Genomic DNA, 19,922 nt, shown 5'->3' with positions numbered 1-19,922 from the left:
TGATCTTGTTATTTTTTACTTGATAAGCTTTTCCAGGTCCGTCAGGGAACTGGCATGCGTTTGTAAATGATCAAGCTGGCGAACCACGGCAATTTGTTTTTTTGCTTCTTCGTTCAATTTCAAATTCACGAGGACGATTGCGGTATTCATTTGTGCGTCAATATCAGTTGGTGCCAGCGCCGCAGCTTCGCGAACAGCTTGCAAGGTCGCGGCGTGATCTTGACGGATTTGCAGCAAATAATCACTCCAGGCAAACAGTAATTGTGTTTTTGTTTTACCCGCCAATGTCGGATTTTTGAACGCGGCCTCAAACAACTGTCCAACGATGATATCAATTCCCTGGCAGTTTTTAGCTATCGTGCACTGACTTAATCTTGACAAAGAGTTTCCAGTATTGGTGGCAAATGGGAATTTAGTCAAGCGTTGCGTTAGCGCGGACACCCATGTCTCTTCAACTGGCATCGTTCTATTGGCATTCAATGAAATCAAACCCATTAAGCCCAGCGTGTCCGAGGGTGATAATTCGGCTGCCTTGGCGTAAAACGAGTATGCCTTGTTGTAGTATTCATCAGCTTCTATCTGATTTGTCGCTGGTAACGCTGAATAAAATGCCGCGATATCCATATTGGCCCGGAGAGACTCCGGATGGTGGGCGACTTCCTTCAGTTTCATTTCTACAGCGTCACCCCATTGAACTGCTCTCAGATAACTGATGCTGCCAAGCATGATCAGGATGAAAATTGCCAATAAACTGCGGATTTTCATGCTTTCGTTGTGCTTGCCGGGTACAAACAGGTAGAACATCAGGGCAAAAATCAGACCGAAAGAAGGCAGGTAGTTCCTGTGTTCATGAATTAATTCCAGAGGAATGAAGCTGGACTCCATACTATGGCCTACCAGGAAAAACAATATGCCATAGGCAGCAATAGGCATGCGCTTATAACCAACGATACCGGCTATTCCCAATCCCAATATTCCCAGACAGGCGGGCAGGGTGGTAATGGGTTCCAGCCAGTCCTTGGATAAGGGAATATCGTCATGGAACAGCCCCAGCACATTGATGTCCGGCACAAATACCAGGCGTACATAAAACCAGACTATGCGTGCTTCAGTCAGCAGGCGTTCAGCCAGGGTGAAGTCGCGTATTTTATAAGTATTGCCCAGCCATTCTGGATGCAATGCCAGAAAAATACATATCCCCAGCAGTGGTATCGCCAAGGTGCAGACGTATAAGGTCTTGAGTAATTTTCTGGAAAGAAGCGGCGCTTCAAAGCCAAAGAAAATGCATTCGGTCAAAAAAAAGAAAAATGGTAACAGGGCACCGTTTTCTTTACTAAAAATCGCCAGTGGAGTGAAAATAAAAAAAGCAGTAAATACGTATAGCCAGCCCTTACTGTTGCTTGCCATCTGCAAACGGCCGTGCACATAACAAATCAAGCCAAGAAGACAAAACAGACTGCTCAGGCTGGTCATACGTTGCACGACATACAGCACACCAGATAGATTCAAAGGATGCAGTAACCAGGCGGCGGCAATGCATACACTGACCCAACCAGCATTTCCTAGTGGAATGCTGTTGGCAAATCTTGTGCGATGGGCTTTCAACAGCAATGTGCTAAAGAAATACACACAAATACCATTGAGCAAATGAATAATCAGGTTGGTAAGTTTGAATTGGCCAGGGTTATTTTCTGCGACCAGATAATCCAGGGCAAAACTTAGCATACTGATGGGCCGGCCAAGCATGCCAGCCGTACCTGACATGGCTGCTTGCTTTAACCCTGACCAGTCAAGACTCGCTATGTGCAGCTTATTGTTCTCGAGGATATTGACGCTGTCGTCAAACAGGAAGTAGCCGCTTAGCCCAGGTTGATAGACAAAAAATGTCAAAACCAGAACCAGTAAGAGCGCGAATAACGGGATACGGTCTTTTGTCATCGATTTTTAAAAAAAAGAAGGAGGTCTAAGACCTCCTGTTTTGCAACTAAATTAAGCGACAGCTTAAGCTTTAGGTAAATACTTTGTCGGAATCGTACCGCTGACAGTCCACCGTAATGATCCTACACCACAAGCACCTGTGTATACAACGGTTTTTGCACTTGCGCCTCCCAACTCAGACAGAGTTTGCAGCGTTGCCGTGATCGTCACCGAAGTCGTCGTACCGCCACTGATGCCAATTTTGTTAACATACTTGCCCGCAATAGACACATCAGTAGGGATGCCTGCAGTCGAATTGTTGGTGGCGGACGCCAGCGTGCCGCCAGAGCACATCACGCCAGCAACTTGCAATGCCGGGCTAACCAAACTTCCTACTTCAGCCACTTTTGCTTTAACAGTGTAATCCTGATAAGCCGGTATCGCGACTGCCGCCAAAATACCAATAATGGCAACCACGATCATTAATTCAATTAATGTAAAGCCGCGTTGAGCGTACTGAGTCATTGTTAAGTTTTTATTTTGTTTTTTCATATGGCAAGTCCTTCATTGCTTGGAAATTTCCTGAGCTGGCAGATGTTGATTGGGTCAGCTTTTTGGTACCGGTTCCAAATATGAAGAACGATGCCTTAATTAAGCCTTGGGCAAGTACTTAGCAGGAACCGTGCCAGTAACTGTCCAGCGTAATGAACCTACACCGCAAGTCCCGTTATAGATAATGGTTCCCGAACTGGCGCTTCCCAATTCTGCCAGAGTTTGCATGGTTGCCGTTACCGTCACTGACGTGGTGGTACCGCCACTCATGGCTATTTTGTTAACATACTTGCCTGAAATTGACACATCAGTTGGTATGCCAGCAGCTGAATTGCTACTTGCCGATGCCAGGGTACCCCCAGAGCACATCACACCAGCAACTTGCAATGCCGGGCTGACCAGGCTGCCTACTTCAGCAACCTTCGATTTCACTGTGTAATCCTGATATGCCGGTATGGCGACTGCTGCCAAAATACCGATGATGGCGACAACGATCATTAATTCAATTAATGTAAATCCACGTTGTGCATACTGTATCGCTGTTAAGCGGTTGATCTGAGTTTTCATGTGTACACCTTACGTTCTTTATTGGAAGCCAAAAAAAAACCAAAAGCAATACAAAACGACTTTACTGCAGCCTGCGACGGCATCTCTAAAAAAATAGGGAGATGTTTGAATCTCCCTATTCTTCATGCCATCAATACTTAAGCTAAATTATGCTTTAGGGAAGTATTTAGGAGGGATGCTGCCAGATACTGTCCAACGCAGGGAACCTACGCCACATGCGCCAGTGTATGTAACTGTACCAGCACTTGCAGAGCCCAATTCAGCCAAAGTTTGCAATGTTGCTGTCATTGTGATTGCAGTTGCGCTTGCACCAGAAGCAGCAATCTTATTGACGTATTTGCCAGCGATGGAAACGTCAGTTGGAATGCCCATGTTGGAGTTGTTTGTTGCGGATGCCAAAGTACCACCAGAGCACATTACACCAGCTTGTGCCAATGCAGGAGCGATCAGACTGCCGATTTCAGATACTTTGGATTTAACTGTGTAATCCTGGTAAGCAGGAATAGCAACAGCAGCCAGAATACCGATAATCGCTACAACGATCATCAATTCGATAAGGGTAAAACCCTTTTGCATAGTTTTCATGATAAATCCTTAAAATTGAAGTGAAACAAGGCTATATTAAGTGCTGCACTCACCTATAAGCATGATATGTGCCAGCTTTTTTAAACGAGAAACTTCTGATCAAAACAAAGACAGTTCAGAAGCTAGCTCAGGACAAGCAAGTTGCTTGCCAGCCATATTCTGGCATGGGTGCAACAAAGGCAGTCGATTTTTTTACATCTGCTTACTTGTGCTGCCATTTTTTGTCAGTGCAGGAAATGGCAGTGACAGAATTTGTTAATTGACGATTTTTGTTGTCTGATCTGGCCTGTATTGTGTTCGTCGCCGTGAGATAATTTACTTGTCGTCAATATGAAAAGCAGACTGCTACATGGTTCCTAGCGTATTTTTGAGAGAAAAATCAACAATGGCTATTGCTATTTTTGTTTTTTTGTTAATTTGTTCTTACGCCCATCCTTTTCATATTCATCCTTACCGTACTTATTATCATGACGTCCTGAGCATATTGGGTCTGGTGCTGGCTTTTGCATTTCTCGCAGCGGAGAAAGCGCCACGGTTGCAAATACCCGCCATTATTTATCTGTTTGCGGGTTTGCTGTTATGGATAGCCATGCAGTTTGTCGCTGGCCTTCTTGAAAACGCGGCTGACATCATCCTGCCCCTTCTATATATAGTGGCACTGATCGCTGCAATCATGATGGGGGCAACCTGGGCGGCAAAAGAGGGGGGCGTGGTGTTACTGTGTCAGGCGCTTGCCATTGCCCACCTGTTTGCTGGTCTGTTGTCGGTAGTTTTGCAATGTATACAGTTATCTGGCATATATGCCTGGCCATTCGTTATGTATATTGCGACGAATACCCAGCCTTTCATGCGTCCGTTTGCCAATGTGGCACAACCGAATCAACTGGCTTTGCTGCTTTGCTTTGCTCTTGCTTCAACTTTCTATCTATACAGAGCACGCAAGATGCCAACATGGCTGGCGATAGCGGCAGTGATTTTCCTGCTTTGGGGGCTGACGTTGACGCATTCCCGCATAGGTTGGGTGATTGTTCCCGCTTTTGTCTTGATGTGCTGCCTGGGACGCTCTGCGATCAACGGTAACACAATTGAAAAACATGTCAGCCTGGTATTTTGTATCGCCATGGCCCTGTTATATGCCGGTATGGTCGCGGCCTTACCCTCTTTGGGAGAGGTATTTGGGTTTAATGGCGGCTCAATTGCCGAACACGTAGGCGGACGGTCCGAGCGCATGGTCTTGTGGTCGCAGGCTTGGCGCATGGCGGCAGAACACCCGTTCTTTGGTATAGGCTGGTTTGGCTTTGGGGCCGAACAGGTCAGGATAGCGGCAGATCTGGCTTCTGGTACCTATGCTGAACATGCCCATAACTTGATCTTGAATTTTGCTGCAGAACTGGGCTGGCCGTTCACTTTGGTGTTTATGTTGACGCTGGTGTGGTGGTTTGTTCAAACCTGTATCAGACCTTCAGCTAATCTGGCGATTCAGTTTGCCCGTTTGTGCTTTGTAGCCGTGATGGTGCACAGCATGGTTGAATTTCCTTTGTGGTATGCCTATGTATTGATGCCGGTAGGTATCCTTATGGGAATGGTGCATCAGATGCGCTGGCCAACGGATGGCGTGAGGTTGGTACCAAGTACCCTGTCCGTGCTAGTGGCTGTATCGCTGTTGTTGATGGCCTTGATCAGTCTGGATTTTCAGCGAGTTGTTGCCGGTTTTCAGGCTTTACGCACGGAACAGTCAGGTTATAGCGCGCCGCAGGCACCTATGCAAAAACCTGCGTTTACTCTTTTTCCGCAATTCTTTGAATACTTCATCCTGACCAGAATCAACCCGCACGAAGGCATGTCAGCGGCAGAAATTGCTTATCTGGAAAAGTGGGGTGCGCGATTTGGTTTTGTGCATATCATCAACAAGCTGGCTGAAACTTATGTATTGAATGGGCAACCCAAGAAAGCGGAACGCGCCATGCTGACTCTGCAGCGCCTGCACCCGACAGCCTATGCGGAATACTGGGATTACTGGAAAGCCAAATCCGCCCAGGATGAACGCTACAAGGCCATTTTTGTCACGATGCCGCCACGTGATGCGCCATAAATTCAGGGAGATGCCTTGCTATTTTGACGGCGTTCTTTATTTTGTTACCTTATCTTGCTGATCATCAATCAGGCTAACCCAGTCACCGGATTTACCGCCATGTTTCTCCAGCACGCGTACATCTGTCATGACCATGCCCCGGTCAACTGCCTTGCACATGTCGTAAATGGTCAGCAGGCCGACCTGAACAGCGGTCAGCGCTTCCATTTCGACACCGGTTTTACCAATTGTTTCAACCTGTGCCCGGCAACTGATCGTGGCAGTGGCTTCATCAATGCTAAAATCAACGGTGACCCTGGTCAGCGCCAGAGGATGGCAGAGTGGAATCAGATCGCTGGTGCGTTTGGCAGCCATGATGGCAGCGATGCGGGCGATACCCAGCACATCTCCCTTTTTTGCGTTACCTTGCAGGATGATGGCCAGGGTTTCCGGCTTCATGCGGATTTTTCCAAGAGCAATGGCGCTCCGATGGCTGTCATTCTTGCTGGCAACATCGACCATATGCGCTTGCCCACTGGCATCAAAATGGCTGAGGCCCTGGTTTGTTGAATCGTTACTCATTATTGTGATAACAGGCAAAAAGTGAAGAGAAAAGGAAGCAATTCAGTGTCCCGTCATCATAGCATTGCGAATACGGTCCGTCGCACATTTCGCCGGACTTCTATATGTGCTGCTGTCGTGCTGATCAGCGGCATGGGCAATCTTGGCATGGCACCAGATCTGGCACATGCGCAAAACCTGCCCACATTGGGTGATACTTCGCGTGAAGAACTGTCGCCACTGGCAGAACGTAAATTGGGTGAACAGATCATGAGTGTGGTGCGCCGTGATCCTGATTTCATGGATGACGCCCCGGTATCAGAATACCTGAACCGCCTTGGCAATAAAATGCTGGAAACCCGTCCTGATGCTCGTGGGGAAACATCCTTCAATTTTGAATTTTTTGCCGTCCGTGACCCCGTGCTGAATGCCTTTGCATTTCCCGGTGGTTTTATCGGATTTCATTCTGGTCTGATTTTAGCAGCTCAAAATGAATCGGAACTGGCTTCGGTCATGGGGCATGAAATTGGTCATGTTGCCCAGCGCCACATTGCCCGTATGCTGACCAGCCAGAAGGGCGACGCATTTATTCCTTTGGCTGCACTGGCATTGGCCGTGCTGGCTGCTCGCTCCAGCCCGGACGCTGCCATGGCACTGGCTGCAGGTGGACAGGGCTTGGCGATTCAAAAGCAATTAAATTTTGGTCGAGATGCCGAACGCGAAGCGGATCGGGTCGGTTTCCAGATTTTGCGCGATTCCGGTTTTGACCCGTCAGGCATGGTCAGTTTTTTCGGACGTTTGCAAAACTCTACACGTAATTACAGCGACAATGTCCCACCTTTTTTGCGCAGCCATCCACTGACCAGTGAACGTATTGCCGACATTCAGGCACGTCTGATCGACCAGCCCTATCGCCAGCATGCCGATAGCCTGGAATTTTTGCTGGCCAAGGCAAGGGTGCGTGTATTGCAAGATCCCACCACCCAGGGCCTGATGGATGCCTTGACTTTCTTTGACGTTCAAGCCAAGTCCGGCAAACTGGAAGACCAGATCACCTCCAAATATGGCCACGCCTTTGTTGCCTATAAACGGCTGGACTACAAGACAGCCAGAACCTTGCTTGATCAGTCGCAGAAACTGGTTGAAAAGGATAACAGGTATAAAGAACTGCTAACACAAAGCAATATGTTTGCTGACCTGTCTATCGACATCCTGATCGCCAGTCAGCAAACTGCCGCCGCCGTCAAAGAAGCAGAAAAAGCCATGCGTGATCTACCCTTGTCACGTGGCGTGGCCCTGCAATATGCAGAAGCTTTGCTGGCAGATAAAAAAGAAGAACAGGCCGCCGCATTTCTGCGTGACCAGATCGTTTTGTACCGGCAAGAAGCACAATTGTATAACCTGTTAGCCAAAGTGTATGACGCCCAAGGCAAACAAGCAGCCCAGCATCTGGCCCTGGCCGAAGCCTATGGCATACAGAGTAATTGGGACGCAGCCCTGCAACAGCTGGAAATCGCCCGCCGCGACAAGGATGCCCAGTATTTTGATCTGTCAGTCATCGATGCGCGCGAGCGGGAATGGAAAGAGAAACACAAGGATCAGATGGCGGATGAGAAGAAGCGTCGTTGATGGTTAGGTCAGGTGAAATGAATCGAATTTTTTCCATTTGTACCTGTTTTTTTCTGCACAGGTTGAGATAAGCACATTTCTTCCTGATATCCACGCGGTTTGAACACAGTTATAATAAGCCACGTTCAATTAGAATAAAATTTATCACATGTGATATCCACGATGAAAATCTGATTCTGGCACATCAAGCCGGTTCAGCCTCAATGAAGACATGGTAGTGCCCAGCTGGAAGCGTTTTAACGCGATGCGGCTTATCGGGTAGTGTCTTTTCATTTCTGATTTTCATATTGTGTTCACATGCAAAAATCTCATTCTGTCAAAATCAAGACAGTGACTAAGTCCTCTGTCGTCAAATCCGTTGTTATCAATCTGTTGCGTCAACCTGGACAAATCCTTGCCTTGCTCAGCGATGAAGTGGATGGCGTGTTGCAGCCAGGCTTTCGTCAGGTCTGTCTGTCAGTGCTGGATAAACGATTGTTTCCCCAAGCAGCCGATTTGCTCGCAGACTGGAATAGCCTGCAAAATGCGAATGAACTTTCCAGTGTGTGGCCTGCATTCTGGCGTGTGTTCTGGATGACCGTGCCTGACCCGGCGAATGTGGTTACTGCAAATCTGCACCAAGTCATGACAGTGAAGAAACCCGTTGCTACGGCGGCCAACCCCCGGGCTTTTCGCGGCACCAAATACCAGCCGCCCAAGCAGGCTAAACCGGACTTTGATCTTTGTACCTGGCTGGCTGAGCAGAGACTACTGGATGCTTTCCTTGCCAGGCATGACTTTGTGAGCTTGCCAGTGCTGGATGCGCAAGGGCAGCTTATTTCAATGACTGCAGATGAGATCCCAAGTAGCAACGCATTGTTTTTCCATTATAAGCAACAGCCAGTACAAGGATTACCGGTTTTTCCTGAAGGTTTTCGCCGCTGCTTCCTTTGGCATCTGCGGACATCAAGCGAAGATCTGCAATTTGCCTGGTTACAGATATGGCATAGCCATACCAGCATTCATGCAGATGACGAATGCCGTTCAGAAAACCTGCACCTGCTGGCACATCTGTGCGCGATGGCTGCTACACAATGCCATGGTGCGGAACTGGCGCAGTTGTTACCAGCATGTCGCCAGAATATTTTCCTGCGTTTATTCATACGTGAAATGCAAGGGCAATTGTCTGTGCAGCAGATGACCCCTGAACAGCTTATGCGTCTGCATGACCTGACGGAAAATGATGCGCGTTTTGAATATTATCTGGGTAGTGTCTTGCACAACTTGAGCAAGCAGGTGAGTGTGGAATATAGCCTTGCTGGTTGCCTGTTATTTGAGATGAGCGGTGAAACTGAATTACGCGAATACGGACTGACTGCAAAACATGATTGCAAGGATGTGCCGGTAGACGCGATCGCAAATGTTTGCGCCGCCACAGGTCTCAGATCGTGGATATGTTTATGGGGTTATTGCGCCGAATTGCCCGGACTTGCGCGGTTACTGCGTGAAACGCACTGGAAAAGACTCGACCTTCAGACTGCCGATACTTGGCTTAATGTCATTTACAACTTTATTGGTAAAGATGATAAAGATAGGAAGCAGGCAAAGTGGAAGGTGTATTTGAACATATTTTCTACCTGTCATGATGTACTGATATCAATGCCTGCTGAAAGGCAAAGCAAGCTGGCCTTGATGTGGAGCCGCTTCATTGAAGGCTGGGACGATGCTCTTAGTTTACCCAAAGCAGTGAGTGATTTCCTGCCTTTGATGCGTAAATTATGTATGCCACCATTCTCAGAAAATATCGATTATGGTCATGCCTTTGTCAACATAGTTGAAACCTGGGCAGAAAACGAAAGACACGAGATTCTTGACCTCGACGATCGTATCTGGCGGCAATTTGAACGCACATGTCGTCGACAGGATGCTACGAGACTGCTGGTTTTTGGAACCTACACTTTTGCTAGTGTAGCCCCAGATTTGTTACGGTCTTCTTTCTTAGCAGCTCCGGTAAGATTTTTTAAGACTGCCATTTTGCTTGGTGGTATGCATTATGAGCGCCGCCAGCTTTTCATGAGGAAGCAGACAAAAACGGGCTGGTTCACCCTGGACTGGCAAGAGATGCCGCTGCAAGACGCTTGTCAGCAGTTGTTGAAGTTAACCAGAGAAGCCGGACTGGACAGCCCCTTGCCAAGCCGCCTGCGCGAATACTTTGAAGGCAGCGCGAATTTGTCGCCTCAGCAAATAGCGAGACATTGCAAGCTGAGCTTGTCACGGCTACCTGCTTTGCGTCTCCGTGCTTTGGAGGCTGCTCTTTGGTTGGAAATGGATGCGGCGTTCCAGTTGCGTAATTCTTCTGTATCTGCAAGGCATGCCCTGCGCTTATTGACTGGAATGAACAATTTTTCCAAACGCAACCGAAAGGGCTTGCGTCGGTTTTTGATTAGTGCCAAAACTGGTAATGTTTTGGATTACATTCAGCACCCACTCAATCAAGCCTGGTATGTCAAACATCCACGGGTCCAGCAAGCTTTGTGGTGCGGCGGGCTGCAACATACAGTCCAAACTACTCAAGGAAAGTTGACACTTGGGTTTGAGCAAGATCCATTTGAAATTCTCATGATGGGTACCTATGTCGGCAGTTGCCTTGGGATAGGCGGCTTGTGTGATTACTCTACCGTCGCTTGCCTGCTGGATGCCAATAAGCAGGTTTTGTATGCGCGCAATGCCCAAGGCAAGGTGGTGGCGCGTCAGTTACTGGCTATCGATGAGGCCGATCAATTGGTTTGCTTTGCTGTCTATCCTGAAAACGTATTGCCAGACTTAAAAGCCGCAATTAAGTCCTATGATTTTGAACTGGCTGCTCAATTGGGTTTGTCTGTCTATCAGGAAAAAGGCGATTCCAGCTATGATGTTGTCACTATCCTTGCGCAGGAATGGTGGGACGATGGTACTTGGAGTGAAGAATAATTGTCCATGACATGAGTTGCAGCATTGCTTTAAGCACTGTTTTTGTGGCAGTGTTGAAGAAGCATAGTCTTCCAAATAGTTGGAGGCTAATTGGCAGCGATACTTTCCAGTCTCGGCCTCTGCACATACCCAAATTCCCGCATCAGTTGATGCTCTTTGCAGCGTTGAACATCAATGCAAAGCCCGGTCATGCCGGGTGGGCGCAGTTGCAGGCAGCCTGGCGCATTGCCGTCTTCCAACCATTCCAGCAATGCTTCATCATGGATGGGCTGTTGATCAAGGGTGAGCCATGGCAGGCAGGTGGCCAGGTCGCGGTCGTCCAGTTGTGCAAGGGTGGTACCGTTGCTGAGTTGTAATCTGCCCTGTGGGTCAAGGAAGGCCAGTTCGGGAGTGAAAGCCTGCTCGCCGTGTTGCAGGGCAAAGCTGCCGTTGGCTGTGGTGGTAGCAATAAAGGGAGTGGCTTCCAGGTCTACATACACGCGTTGCGGGCCATTCTGGAAATACCAGCAGCCATCTTCATTGCACAGATAATTGCGGGCGATGAAAGCCAGCAGGGTGGGGTGGCGGATGATGTCGCCGGGCAGGCTCAGTGCCTGGCAGCGGTCATCGCGCATGCGCCAGTTGCCGCGTGCGTCAAGAGCCAGCCAGCCATAGCAATGGGGTACATTTGGCCATTTTGCCAGTGCTGCCTTGACGATCTCATCCATCAGCTATTCGCCTCAAAGAAATGCAGTATCTTTTGCGGTAACCAGTTCAAATGACCGGGTACATTGCCCGCCGCAAAGCCGACGTGACCACCATGCTCAGGGTAGTCCAGTGTGACACAGTTTGCTGCCTGGGCGGGTAAATGCTGACCGGGCAGGAAAGGGTCATTTTTTGCGTTCAGCACCAGCGTCGGAACGGTGATGTCGTTGAGTATATGCTTGGCGCTGGCACGGTGCCAGTAATCATCGGTATCCAGATAACCATGCAGGGGAGCAGTAACGACATTATCGAACTCATACAGGTCCCTGGCGTTGAGCATGGCATCTTTGTTGAACAAACCGGGGAATTGATCGAGCTTTTGCAGACATTTTGGTTTCAGCGTCTTCAGGAACATGCGCGTGTAGATCATGTTGAAACCGCTGGACAGCGAAGCACCACCTTGTGCCAGATCCAGTGGGGCAGACACGGCACAGGCGGCGCTGACGATGTCAGCATGATGTTGTGATTCACCCAGCCAACGCAACAGGGCATTGCCACCCAACGAGACGCCTGCTGCATAAAATTTGCCGCTGGCATGTTGCTGATGATATTGCTGGTAAAGACGTTGTATGATCCAGCCTATTTCTTGTGCGTCGCCAGAATGATAAAAGCGCGGGGCCTGGTTTAGTTGGCCAGAACAGCCACGAAAATGCGGTATGGCACCTGACCAGCCACGTTCACGCAGGGCTGCCATCATGGCGCGTGCATAGTGGCTGTCGCTGGAGCCTTCCAGACCATGAAACATCACTACAAAGGGTTTGCCCGGTTCGCCATCCAAAAAATCAACGTCCACAAAATCTTCGTCTGGCGTGGCCCAGCGTTCACGTCGCAAGGGTGTGACGGGTTTGTGGATAAACACAGCCGGGTAAATCGTTTGCAGGTGGCCGCCAGGTAACCAGCGTGGAGACAGGTATTTCATGTGACTCTATTCCGGTAACGCATATGCCAGTGCAGTTTAATTTAGTGCAGGGTGCTGGCTTTGAACATATCCAGTGGTGCCTTGCCTGACGCGACTGACGCATGGTGCATGGTGATACGCCATCCGTGCGGTGTTTTGACATAGACATTGGTGGCAAGCACATGGACATCCTGTTTGCCGTCACCTGTGCGCTGAAATTCTTCTATGATGCTGTGCACGGCAGTCAGCATATTGTGAGTGGCATGCAGTTGCAAGGGCCGGATACTGACACTGCCGCGTTCAAAGATGCTTTCCCAGGAGCTGCGTATGGCAGCATGGCCAATCAGCCGGCCAGCACCTGGATGGATGCAGACGATTTCTTCATCTTCGGCCCACAGCGCCATCATACCCTCAAGATCGGCACGGCTGAGTGCATCATAGAAAGCAGCTTCAACTTCGTCTGCACTGCCATTCATTTGCTTTTTTGCAGGCATGGTCTTAAAAAATCAATGCGCCTTGAGCACAACGCCCGGCGCCAGTTTGTATTGCGTGCCGCAATAAGAGCAAGTTGCAGTACCGCCATGTGACAAGTCCAGAAATACGCGCGGGTGGGACGACCACAGCGGCATGGCAGGATTAGGGCAGTGTGCAGGCAAATCCTTGGCTTGCAATTCGACGATATTACTGGTGGCGCTGGTTGATGTGGACATGGTGACTCCGGTAAATAATGTTGGTGCGGGAAGCTGCCGGACCTGCTGTCAGGTAGCCTGCTTCTCCAAAATAGAAATTCCACCGCGATTTTAACGGATTCTGGGCTAACAGAGTGAGAATGCGTGGTGCCGTTTGGTCAATTTTGAGGTTTGTCAATTTCCCTGATATCAGGGCGTGTCAGGCAGGTTTTTTATTTCCCCGTTACAATAATGGACTTTTCTGCACTTCCTCCCCCACACATGTCATTCGATACCGACAAGGCCGCATTCAAAGAAGGTTTGAGAGTGGGCGCACCTACCTGGTTTGGTATTGCCGCCTGGGGTCTGGTGGTCGGCATCGCCATGATCAAGGCTGGTCTGACATTGCCACAGGCGCTGGGCATGAGCCTGCTGGTGTTTGCCGGATCAGCCCAACTGGCGTCATTACCCTTGATGGCCGCACACGCGCCGGCCTGGGTGATTTTTGCGACCGCGCTGGTGGTTAATCTGCGCTTCCTGATTTTTTCTGCCATTCTGGCACCGCATTTCTCGCACCTGCCGTGGCGTACCCGTGCCTGGCTGGGTTTTATGACGGGCGATATTTCGGTTGGGCTGTTCATGCAGCGCTATCCCGAATTTGGCGAGCAAAAGGGCAAGCTTGCATACCTGAAGGCGCTGGTTTTTCCTAACTGGTCATCCTGGCAACTTGGTTCCATTATCGGTATTTTGCTGGGTAGCCAGGTGCCTGCCAGTTGGGGGCTGGGTTTTGCAGGTACTTTGGCAATACTTTGCATTATGCTGCCACTGATTGTTAACCGCGCTGCGTTTGCCGGTGTGGTGGTAGCCGGTATTTGCGCCTTGCTGGCAGTGAACTTGCCATACAAACTGGGGCTGCTACTGGCAGTTTTGCTGGGCATGGGCACGGCCATGATGCTGGAAGAATTTTTGGAAGGCAAGAAAGCCGACCATGACCAGACTGGCAATGAGTCTAGTAAGGAGTCAACATGAACGATTGGGAAGTCTGGCTGATCATATTCCTCCTGACCCTGGCCACCTTCATTGCCCGTAGCGGCTTCTGGCTGGTCGGGCATCACATCAGTTTGCCGAAACGGGTGCAGGAAGCTTTGCGTTATGCACCAGCCTGTGCCTTGGCTGCCATTATTGTGCCGGATCTGTTGTTGTCCAATGGCCAGGTGGAAATCGGCTTGAACAACCCACGTCTGCTGGCGGGCCTGCTGGCGACGGCATTTTTTTTGGTGCGCAAGAATATGTTGCAAACGATATTTTTTGGAATGGCGGTATTTACTTATATTCGCCTGGGGTTGTGAGTCAGGTACCGGCCGGGTGACCAAGAGGCTTTCTTTGTCACTCACAGCTGAAAACTGGATAATGCTTTAGTAAGCGCCAATGTTGCCGAGGGGGAAAATTCGTAGTTTCAGGCCACACTCGGCGCCTGGTTTTGTTGCGATTGACATGTGAACGAATACTGCACCGCACAGCTATGTCGAACAAACAACATATCAACAAAAGATATCTATAAATTCTTAGAAGAATTATTTAAATTTCAATAATCCAGGATTTATAGATAAAATAAAGCTTTCGCACAGGGGGCTGCGCCATGCATGGTCTTCAAGGTAGAGAAATGGAGCAGTTGTTTTTGCTCATGACAGATACCTTGCCAATAGGTGTGGCAGTGCTGGACCTTGACCTGCGATTGCAATTCATCAACCGTCGGCATGCGGACCTGAATCGCATTCCGATAACGGCGCAGCTTGGTCATCACGTGCGTGATTATTTACCCCAAGTGGCCGACGTCATCGAACCCAAACTGCGGTTCGTTCTTGAGACGGGTATCCCGCTGGTGCGTCAGGAGATACACGGCGATGCTCCAGGAAATGAACAGGAAAAACTGTTCCGCCTGGCTTCTTATTACCCCAGGCGAGATGATAATGGCAATATCTGTGGCATCCTTGCCCTGATACAAGATGCTTCCGTTGACTCATTTGAAGCGCAGGTGGCAGAAGAAAGCTCGCAACGTCTGTTGCAGGTGCTGGATAATCTGTTTGCCTTTGTTGGCGTGCTGGATCTTGATGGCACCTTGCTGACATGTAACCGTGCTCCTTTGGAAGCGGCAGGTATTGGCATTGAAGACGTACGCGGTAAAAAACTGTGGGACACGTACTGGTGGAGTCATGACCCCCAATTGGCTGAGCGCCTGAAAGATGAAATCAGTCGTTGTCGTCAGGGCGAAACCATACGTTATGACGTACATGCCAAAATGATCAATGACAGTCGCATGTGGGTAGATTTCATGCTTGCTCCATTGCGCGACGAAACCGGCAAGGTTACCCACCTGATACCGTCTGGTATCGACATCACAAAACGTCACGACAGCGAAGCAGCGTTGCACCAGTCAGAAGAACGCTATCGCTCTGTCATCGAATCGTCTGATGACGCCATTATCACCAAGTCACTGGACGGTATTATTACAGGTTGGAATCCGGCTGCTGAACGACTGCTTGGTTACCGTGCCGAAGAAGCACTGGGTAAATCGATAGCTATTCTGTTTCCAGCACCATTGTTGAATGAAGAGCAGCATTTGCTACGTCGTATCGCCAATGGCGAACGTATTCCACCGTTCGATACCGTGCGCATACACAAATCCGGGCATCTGGTGGATGTATCAATCACGATATCACCATTACGTGACCGCAATGGCACTGTTATCGGTGCCTGCAAGCTAGCCCATGACATAGGCAGCAAGAAAAGACAGTGGGAAGCACTGGAGCAAGCATTGGAAGAAAAGACAGCCTTGCTGCATGAAGTACATCACCGCGTCAAAAACAATCTGCAGATTGTTTCCAGCCTGCTCAACTTGCAGGCCCGGCAAGCGTCAGAAGAGGTGGCTCGTGTGCTAGGCGAGAGTCAGGGCAGGATAAGGGCCATGGCGCTGGTGCATCAATTATTGTATGACTCGGAAACGATGTCCGAAATTGAATTATCGGAATTTATCAACCGTCTGATTGCCCTGACAGTTGCCAGTCACGATACGACCAAGCTAGGGATCAAGCTACAATATTCAGGGCCGGAAAAAAATATTTTCATGAGCGCACACCGCATGATTCCACTAGGTTTGATCATCAATGAACTGATACTCAATGCGATCAAGCATGCTTTTCCTGCAGACCGCTTATCTGACAATGGCCATGTTCAACCCCGTATTGATATCCGTCTGCGAGAAGTTACTGACGACAAGTTACACTTGCAGGTTGTTGACAATGGGTGTGGATTGCCGGCTGAATTCAATTGGGATGCAGCGAAAGGCTTGGGAACGCAACTGATCCCCATGTTTGTCGCACAGCTGCATGGCGAACTGGTGACAACTTCGTCTACCTCGGGTTCCTGTTTTACGATAGAACTGAGCCCAAAAAGGAAAGGGATTGCCTGATGCGGGCTGAACAAATTCTGATCGTGGAAGATGAACCCGTGGTGGCACTGGATCTGCAACAGACGCTGGTGGAACTGGGGCATCGCGTATGCGGCATACGTAGCAATGTTACCCATGCCCTGTCTGCAGTCTCCCAGCTTGAACCTACGCTGGTGCTGATGGACATCCATTTAGATGGCGCAGAAGATGGCATTGAAGCCTGCCAGATGATCTACCAGCGCTGGAAACTACCCGTCATCTTCCTGACTGCCTATGCTGATGACAATACCGTCAAGCGCGCCATTGCCAGTAAGCCTTTCGGTTATGTCATGAAACCATTTGGTGCCAAAGAACTGGCAGCAGTGATACAGGTCGCGCGCTCTCGTCATGATGCTGAAATTGCCCTGGAAAAATCCGAGGAACGTCTGGTGATAGCCCTGGAGGCTGCTGAGCTTGGTATCTGGGAATGGGAAGCGCAGCTTGATACGGTGAACGGTGACGAGCGCTTTCATCGCATGTGGGATAGCGCCCTCAGCCCCTTTCAGGCCAATTTGCTCACCATGCTGGAATGCATACATCCTGACGACAGGTCGGATGTCCAATATGCATTGACGCAGTCTGAAGTATTTAACTGTTGCTTTCGTGCGCTTCGTGCCAGTGGTGATTATGCCTGGTTGGAAATGGTAGGAAAACTGCATACAGGGCATGCCGGGAAGCAAACCGTGATCGGTGCCTTGCGTGATATCACCCTGCGCAAACTGACAGAAGAAAATCTGCGGCAGGCCAGTGTGGTTTTCAATTCAACGGCAGAAGGCATCATGATACTGGATGAGGTCGGTAAGGTATGCTCAATCAACCCGGCACTGACACGACTGACTGGCTATCATCAGGAAGAAATACGTGGTTTCTATCCCGATGAAATTTTACTGGGGCGGCGCGACAATGACCCCACCTACCAGGACATTGCCACCATGCCCGAAGGGCATTGGTCAGGCGAGGTCGCCTGCAAATGCAAGGATGGCCGTATTTTCCCTGCACTGCAGCATATCTGCGTGGTGCGCGATGAGGCAGGTGTGGCAAAGCAGTATGTACACGCCATTTCTGACATCAGCTTCATTCGCGAAGCGCAGCGGCAACTGGCCCATCTGGCCTACCATGATCCATTGACCGGCCTGGGCAACCGTTACCTGCTGGATCAGCGACTGGAAAACGAAATCCAGCACACAATCAATGCTGATAATCATTTTGCTGTCATCTTTGTTGATCTGGATGAATTCAAATCCATCAATGACACCATGGGACATCATGTCGGTGATCGCGTCATACAGGAAGCTGCGATGCGCATCGTCCGGCAGATCCGTCGCCACGATGAAGCCATACGCCTGGGGGGAGATGAATTTGTCGTCATCGTGTCCAGCCTCAATCATCCCTCAGAAGGGTTGCTGGTCGCTGAAAAAATTCTTAAATCCTTTGAAGAGCCGGTGATCATCAACGACCATCATTTTGTGATTGGCGCCAGCATAGGCGTTGCCAAATTTCCCGGGGATGGCAATACCAGCCATGAAATCCTTGGCGCCGCTGATAGCGCCATGTATGAAGCGAAGCGTTGTGGCAAAGGGAAAATCTGTGCCTATGCCAATAACCTCAGCGATAAGTCAGGCACACGCCTGAATATTGAACGAAGCCTGTACGGAGCTGTGGAAAGAAAAGAATTCGAACTGTTTTACCAGCCCGTCGTCGATCTCAGTGATTACCGCCTGATCGGTTTTGAAGCACTGTTGCGCTGGAACCATCCCGATTCCGGCTTGCTGGAGCCCGGGCAATTTATTCATATTGCCGAGGAAATCGGGCTGGTTGAAAGTATAGGTAACTGGGCGCTAACAGAGGCGTTGAAACAATTGCGCAGCTGGAACGAAGCAGGGCAGGGGCAGTTATTCATGGCAGTCAATGTCTCGCCTGGCCAGTTCAGGAATGAACGATTCGCCATGCATATCAAGAGTGAACTGGACACACATCAATTGCCAGCCCATTTGCTGGAAATTGAACTTACCGAAACCATGCTGCAAGACTTTCATCAGAGCCGCAAAGCGCTCAATAGTCTGCGTGAAACAGGGGTACGCGTTGCAATTGATGATTTCGGCTCTGGATATTCTTCCATTGCCTTGCTCAAGCACCTGCCGGTATCACGCATCAAGATAGACCGTTCTTTTGTGGTTGCCTTACCTGGTGCACAACGCGATGTGGGCATGGTCGCAGCCATTATGCAAATGGCAAAGAGCCTGGATCTGGACGTTACGGCAGAAGGTATAGAAACGGCAGAGCAGGCGTACATGCTGCGTGAACTGGGGTGTCAGGCAATACAAGGCTATTACTTTGGCCATCCGATGGCTGCTTACGACTATTCCTGCGACTGGATTAGCCTGGGCATGGGTAAGAACTATTTCTTGCCCCGCCCTGGCCGGTAAGCTGCTTGCCTTTGTGCACATAGGTAGTAAATGGCTGGAAATTAATAAAATTGATACAAATTATTACAAGTATTTACTATATATCACCCCCTTTTTATTGGATTTTTACTATTATTGCTATAAGTAAACAGTCTCGCCAATGGACAGGTATTACCAATACCAATTTCATTAGTCTCCTTCCCAATGAACACCGCATTTTTAGATGTAATTGCCGACAGTAAACTGGCTCACGACCTGAGGCAGATTGCTGATGACTTTCAATTCCTTGAGTTTTTTGATAAGTACGGCAGCTGTTGCTTCGCCATTTCTGCCATGCTGGCACATATCCTTGAAGAAAAAGGTTATACCGCCAGAGTACAGGGCTGTTATGCCGAAATCCGGCAAAACAACGGGACTTTCTATTTGGGCTATAAGGGCTTTGTGCGCGACAGGCAAAGAGAAGGACATGCCGTTTGCATCATCAATGAAAAATATCTGGTCGATTTTGGTCTGGGCGCACTGAGAAAATATTTTGTCAGTGATTTTTCCCAGGCGCTTGCCAGTGAAGTTCTGGGCGATGAAGTCATGCTGGCCAGCCTCGCTCTTGGTAACGACATGCATATAGACTGGCGTATAGACTGGATTTCACCCGTTGTTGACAATGAGTTGCAGGAACAAGTGCCTGTCATACAAAAAATTTTGGCTGGGTACGACGATTTTCAAAAAAACCGCATGTCCTATCTCGTCAAAAAGTTATTTGTAAGAGAGCATCAATCACCGCAGGATGAAAATTTATCAGGCACCGCATTGTCAGCCTTGTTACTGGCACGTGCCAAGACCGGTAGTGTCAGTCCAACACAGCCTGCCGCGTTACACGACTAAAATCTGA

General features: G+C 49.3%; 17 protein-coding genes. 8 read left to right on the top strand and 9 right to left on the bottom strand.

The window, feature by feature from the left end:
• Nucleotides 1-15: 15 nt before the first annotated feature.
• The 4 genes from AC1RVX_RS10750 to AC1RVX_RS10735 form a co-directional block, all read right to left on the bottom strand.
• A complete protein-coding gene (locus AC1RVX_RS10750; protein WP_493216577.1) occupies nucleotides 16-1,938 on the bottom strand; it encodes a hypothetical protein in 1,923 nt (640 codons plus the stop codon).
• A gap of 63 nt (nucleotides 1,939-2,001) precedes the next feature.
• A complete protein-coding gene (locus AC1RVX_RS10745) occupies nucleotides 2,002-2,442 on the bottom strand; it encodes a pilin (protein WP_493216678.1) in 441 nt (146 codons plus the stop codon).
• A 126-nt stretch (nucleotides 2,443-2,568) separates the two neighbouring features.
• Nucleotides 2,569-3,036 (bottom strand): pilin, encoded by a 468-nt coding sequence (locus tag AC1RVX_RS10740; protein WP_493216576.1) that lies wholly within the window; start codon nucleotides 3,034-3,036, stop codon nucleotides 2,569-2,571.
• A gap of 147 nt (nucleotides 3,037-3,183) precedes the next feature.
• A complete protein-coding gene (locus tag AC1RVX_RS10735) occupies nucleotides 3,184-3,612 on the bottom strand; it encodes a pilin (RefSeq protein WP_493216677.1) in 429 nt (142 codons plus the stop codon).
• A 394-nt stretch (nucleotides 3,613-4,006) separates the two neighbouring features.
• On the opposite strand from AC1RVX_RS10735, the gene AC1RVX_RS10730 reads away from it, so the two are divergent.
• Nucleotides 4,007-5,713 (top strand): PglL family O-oligosaccharyltransferase, encoded by a 1,707-nt coding sequence (locus tag AC1RVX_RS10730; RefSeq protein WP_493216575.1) that lies wholly within the window; start codon nucleotides 4,007-4,009, stop codon nucleotides 5,711-5,713.
• A gap of 36 nt (nucleotides 5,714-5,749) precedes the next feature.
• On the opposite strand, the gene moaC is transcribed toward AC1RVX_RS10730, so the two are convergent.
• Nucleotides 5,750-6,274, bottom strand: coding sequence for a cyclic pyranopterin monophosphate synthase MoaC (gene moaC / locus AC1RVX_RS10725; protein WP_493216574.1), 525 nt, complete (start codon nucleotides 6,272-6,274; stop codon nucleotides 5,750-5,752).
• Nucleotides 6,275-6,319: 45 nt separating this feature from the next.
• Between moaC and AC1RVX_RS10720 the strand changes: the two genes are divergently transcribed.
• Both AC1RVX_RS10720 and AC1RVX_RS10715 read left to right on the top strand, forming a co-directional pair.
• Nucleotides 6,320-7,882 carry a M48 family metallopeptidase gene (locus tag AC1RVX_RS10720; RefSeq protein WP_493216573.1) on the top strand — a complete coding sequence of 521 codons (1,563 nt, stop codon included), beginning with the start codon at nucleotides 6,320-6,322 and terminating at the stop codon, nucleotides 7,880-7,882.
• A 297-nt stretch (nucleotides 7,883-8,179) separates the two neighbouring features.
• A complete protein-coding gene (locus AC1RVX_RS10715) occupies nucleotides 8,180-10,831 on the top strand; it encodes a hypothetical protein (RefSeq protein WP_493216572.1) in 2,652 nt (883 codons plus the stop codon).
• Nucleotides 10,832-10,917: 86 nt separating this feature from the next.
• Here the strand turns inward: AC1RVX_RS10715 and AC1RVX_RS10710 are convergent, their stop codons facing one another.
• The 4 genes from AC1RVX_RS10710 to AC1RVX_RS10695 are packed head-to-tail and all read right to left on the bottom strand — an operon-like array spanning nucleotide 10,918 to nucleotide 13,183.
• Nucleotides 10,918-11,538 carry a DUF2946 family protein gene (locus tag AC1RVX_RS10710; RefSeq protein ID WP_493216571.1) on the bottom strand — a complete coding sequence of 207 codons (621 nt, stop codon included), beginning with the start codon at nucleotides 11,536-11,538 and terminating at the stop codon, nucleotides 10,918-10,920.
• Nucleotides 11,538-12,494: a YheT family hydrolase gene (locus AC1RVX_RS10705; protein ID WP_493216570.1), complete on the bottom strand. Its 957-nt coding sequence runs from the start codon at nucleotides 12,492-12,494 to the stop codon at nucleotides 11,538-11,540. Before AC1RVX_RS10705 ends, AC1RVX_RS10710 begins: the two co-directional genes overlap by 1 nt.
• Before the next feature lie 41 nt (nucleotides 12,495-12,535).
• The gene (locus AC1RVX_RS10700) at nucleotides 12,536-12,967 is read right to left on the bottom strand and encodes a YybH family protein (RefSeq protein WP_493216569.1); all 432 of its coding nucleotides are present in this window, start codon (nucleotides 12,965-12,967) and stop codon (nucleotides 12,536-12,538) included.
• Between the two features lie 12 nt (nucleotides 12,968-12,979).
• Nucleotides 12,980-13,183 carry a zinc-finger domain-containing protein gene (locus tag AC1RVX_RS10695; RefSeq protein WP_493216568.1) on the bottom strand — a complete coding sequence of 68 codons (204 nt, stop codon included), beginning with the start codon at nucleotides 13,181-13,183 and terminating at the stop codon, nucleotides 12,980-12,982.
• 240 nt (nucleotides 13,184-13,423) lie between these two features.
• Between AC1RVX_RS10695 and AC1RVX_RS10690 the strand changes: the two genes are divergently transcribed.
• From AC1RVX_RS10690 to AC1RVX_RS10670, 5 genes are all read left to right on the top strand, one after another.
• Complete coding sequence (locus AC1RVX_RS10690; RefSeq protein ID WP_493216567.1) at nucleotides 13,424-14,170, top strand: AzlC family ABC transporter permease; 747 nt, start codon at nucleotides 13,424-13,426, stop codon at nucleotides 14,168-14,170.
• Entirely contained in the window at nucleotides 14,167-14,490 is a 324-nt protein-coding gene (locus AC1RVX_RS10685) for an AzlD domain-containing protein (protein WP_493216566.1), read from the top strand. Before AC1RVX_RS10690 ends, AC1RVX_RS10685 begins: the two co-directional genes overlap by 4 nt.
• A 290-nt stretch (nucleotides 14,491-14,780) precedes the next feature.
• Nucleotides 14,781-16,610: a PAS domain-containing protein gene (locus tag AC1RVX_RS10680; RefSeq protein ID WP_493216565.1), complete on the top strand. Its 1,830-nt coding sequence runs from the start codon at nucleotides 14,781-14,783 to the stop codon at nucleotides 16,608-16,610.
• Entirely contained in the window at nucleotides 16,610-19,054 is a 2,445-nt protein-coding gene (locus tag AC1RVX_RS10675; RefSeq protein WP_493216564.1) for a two-component system response regulator, read from the top strand. The genes AC1RVX_RS10680 and AC1RVX_RS10675 overlap by 1 nt, the downstream gene beginning before the upstream one ends.
• 183 nt (nucleotides 19,055-19,237) lie before the next feature.
• Complete coding sequence (locus tag AC1RVX_RS10670; protein ID WP_493216563.1) at nucleotides 19,238-19,915, top strand: hypothetical protein; 678 nt, start codon at nucleotides 19,238-19,240, stop codon at nucleotides 19,913-19,915.
• Nucleotides 19,916-19,922 lie beyond the last annotated feature (7 nt).

Source organism: Undibacterium sp. GW821-FHT11B02 (assembly GCF_058808955.1).
Note: the sequence above shows the minus strand (reverse complement) of the source record. Positions and strands in the feature narration are given on the sequence as shown.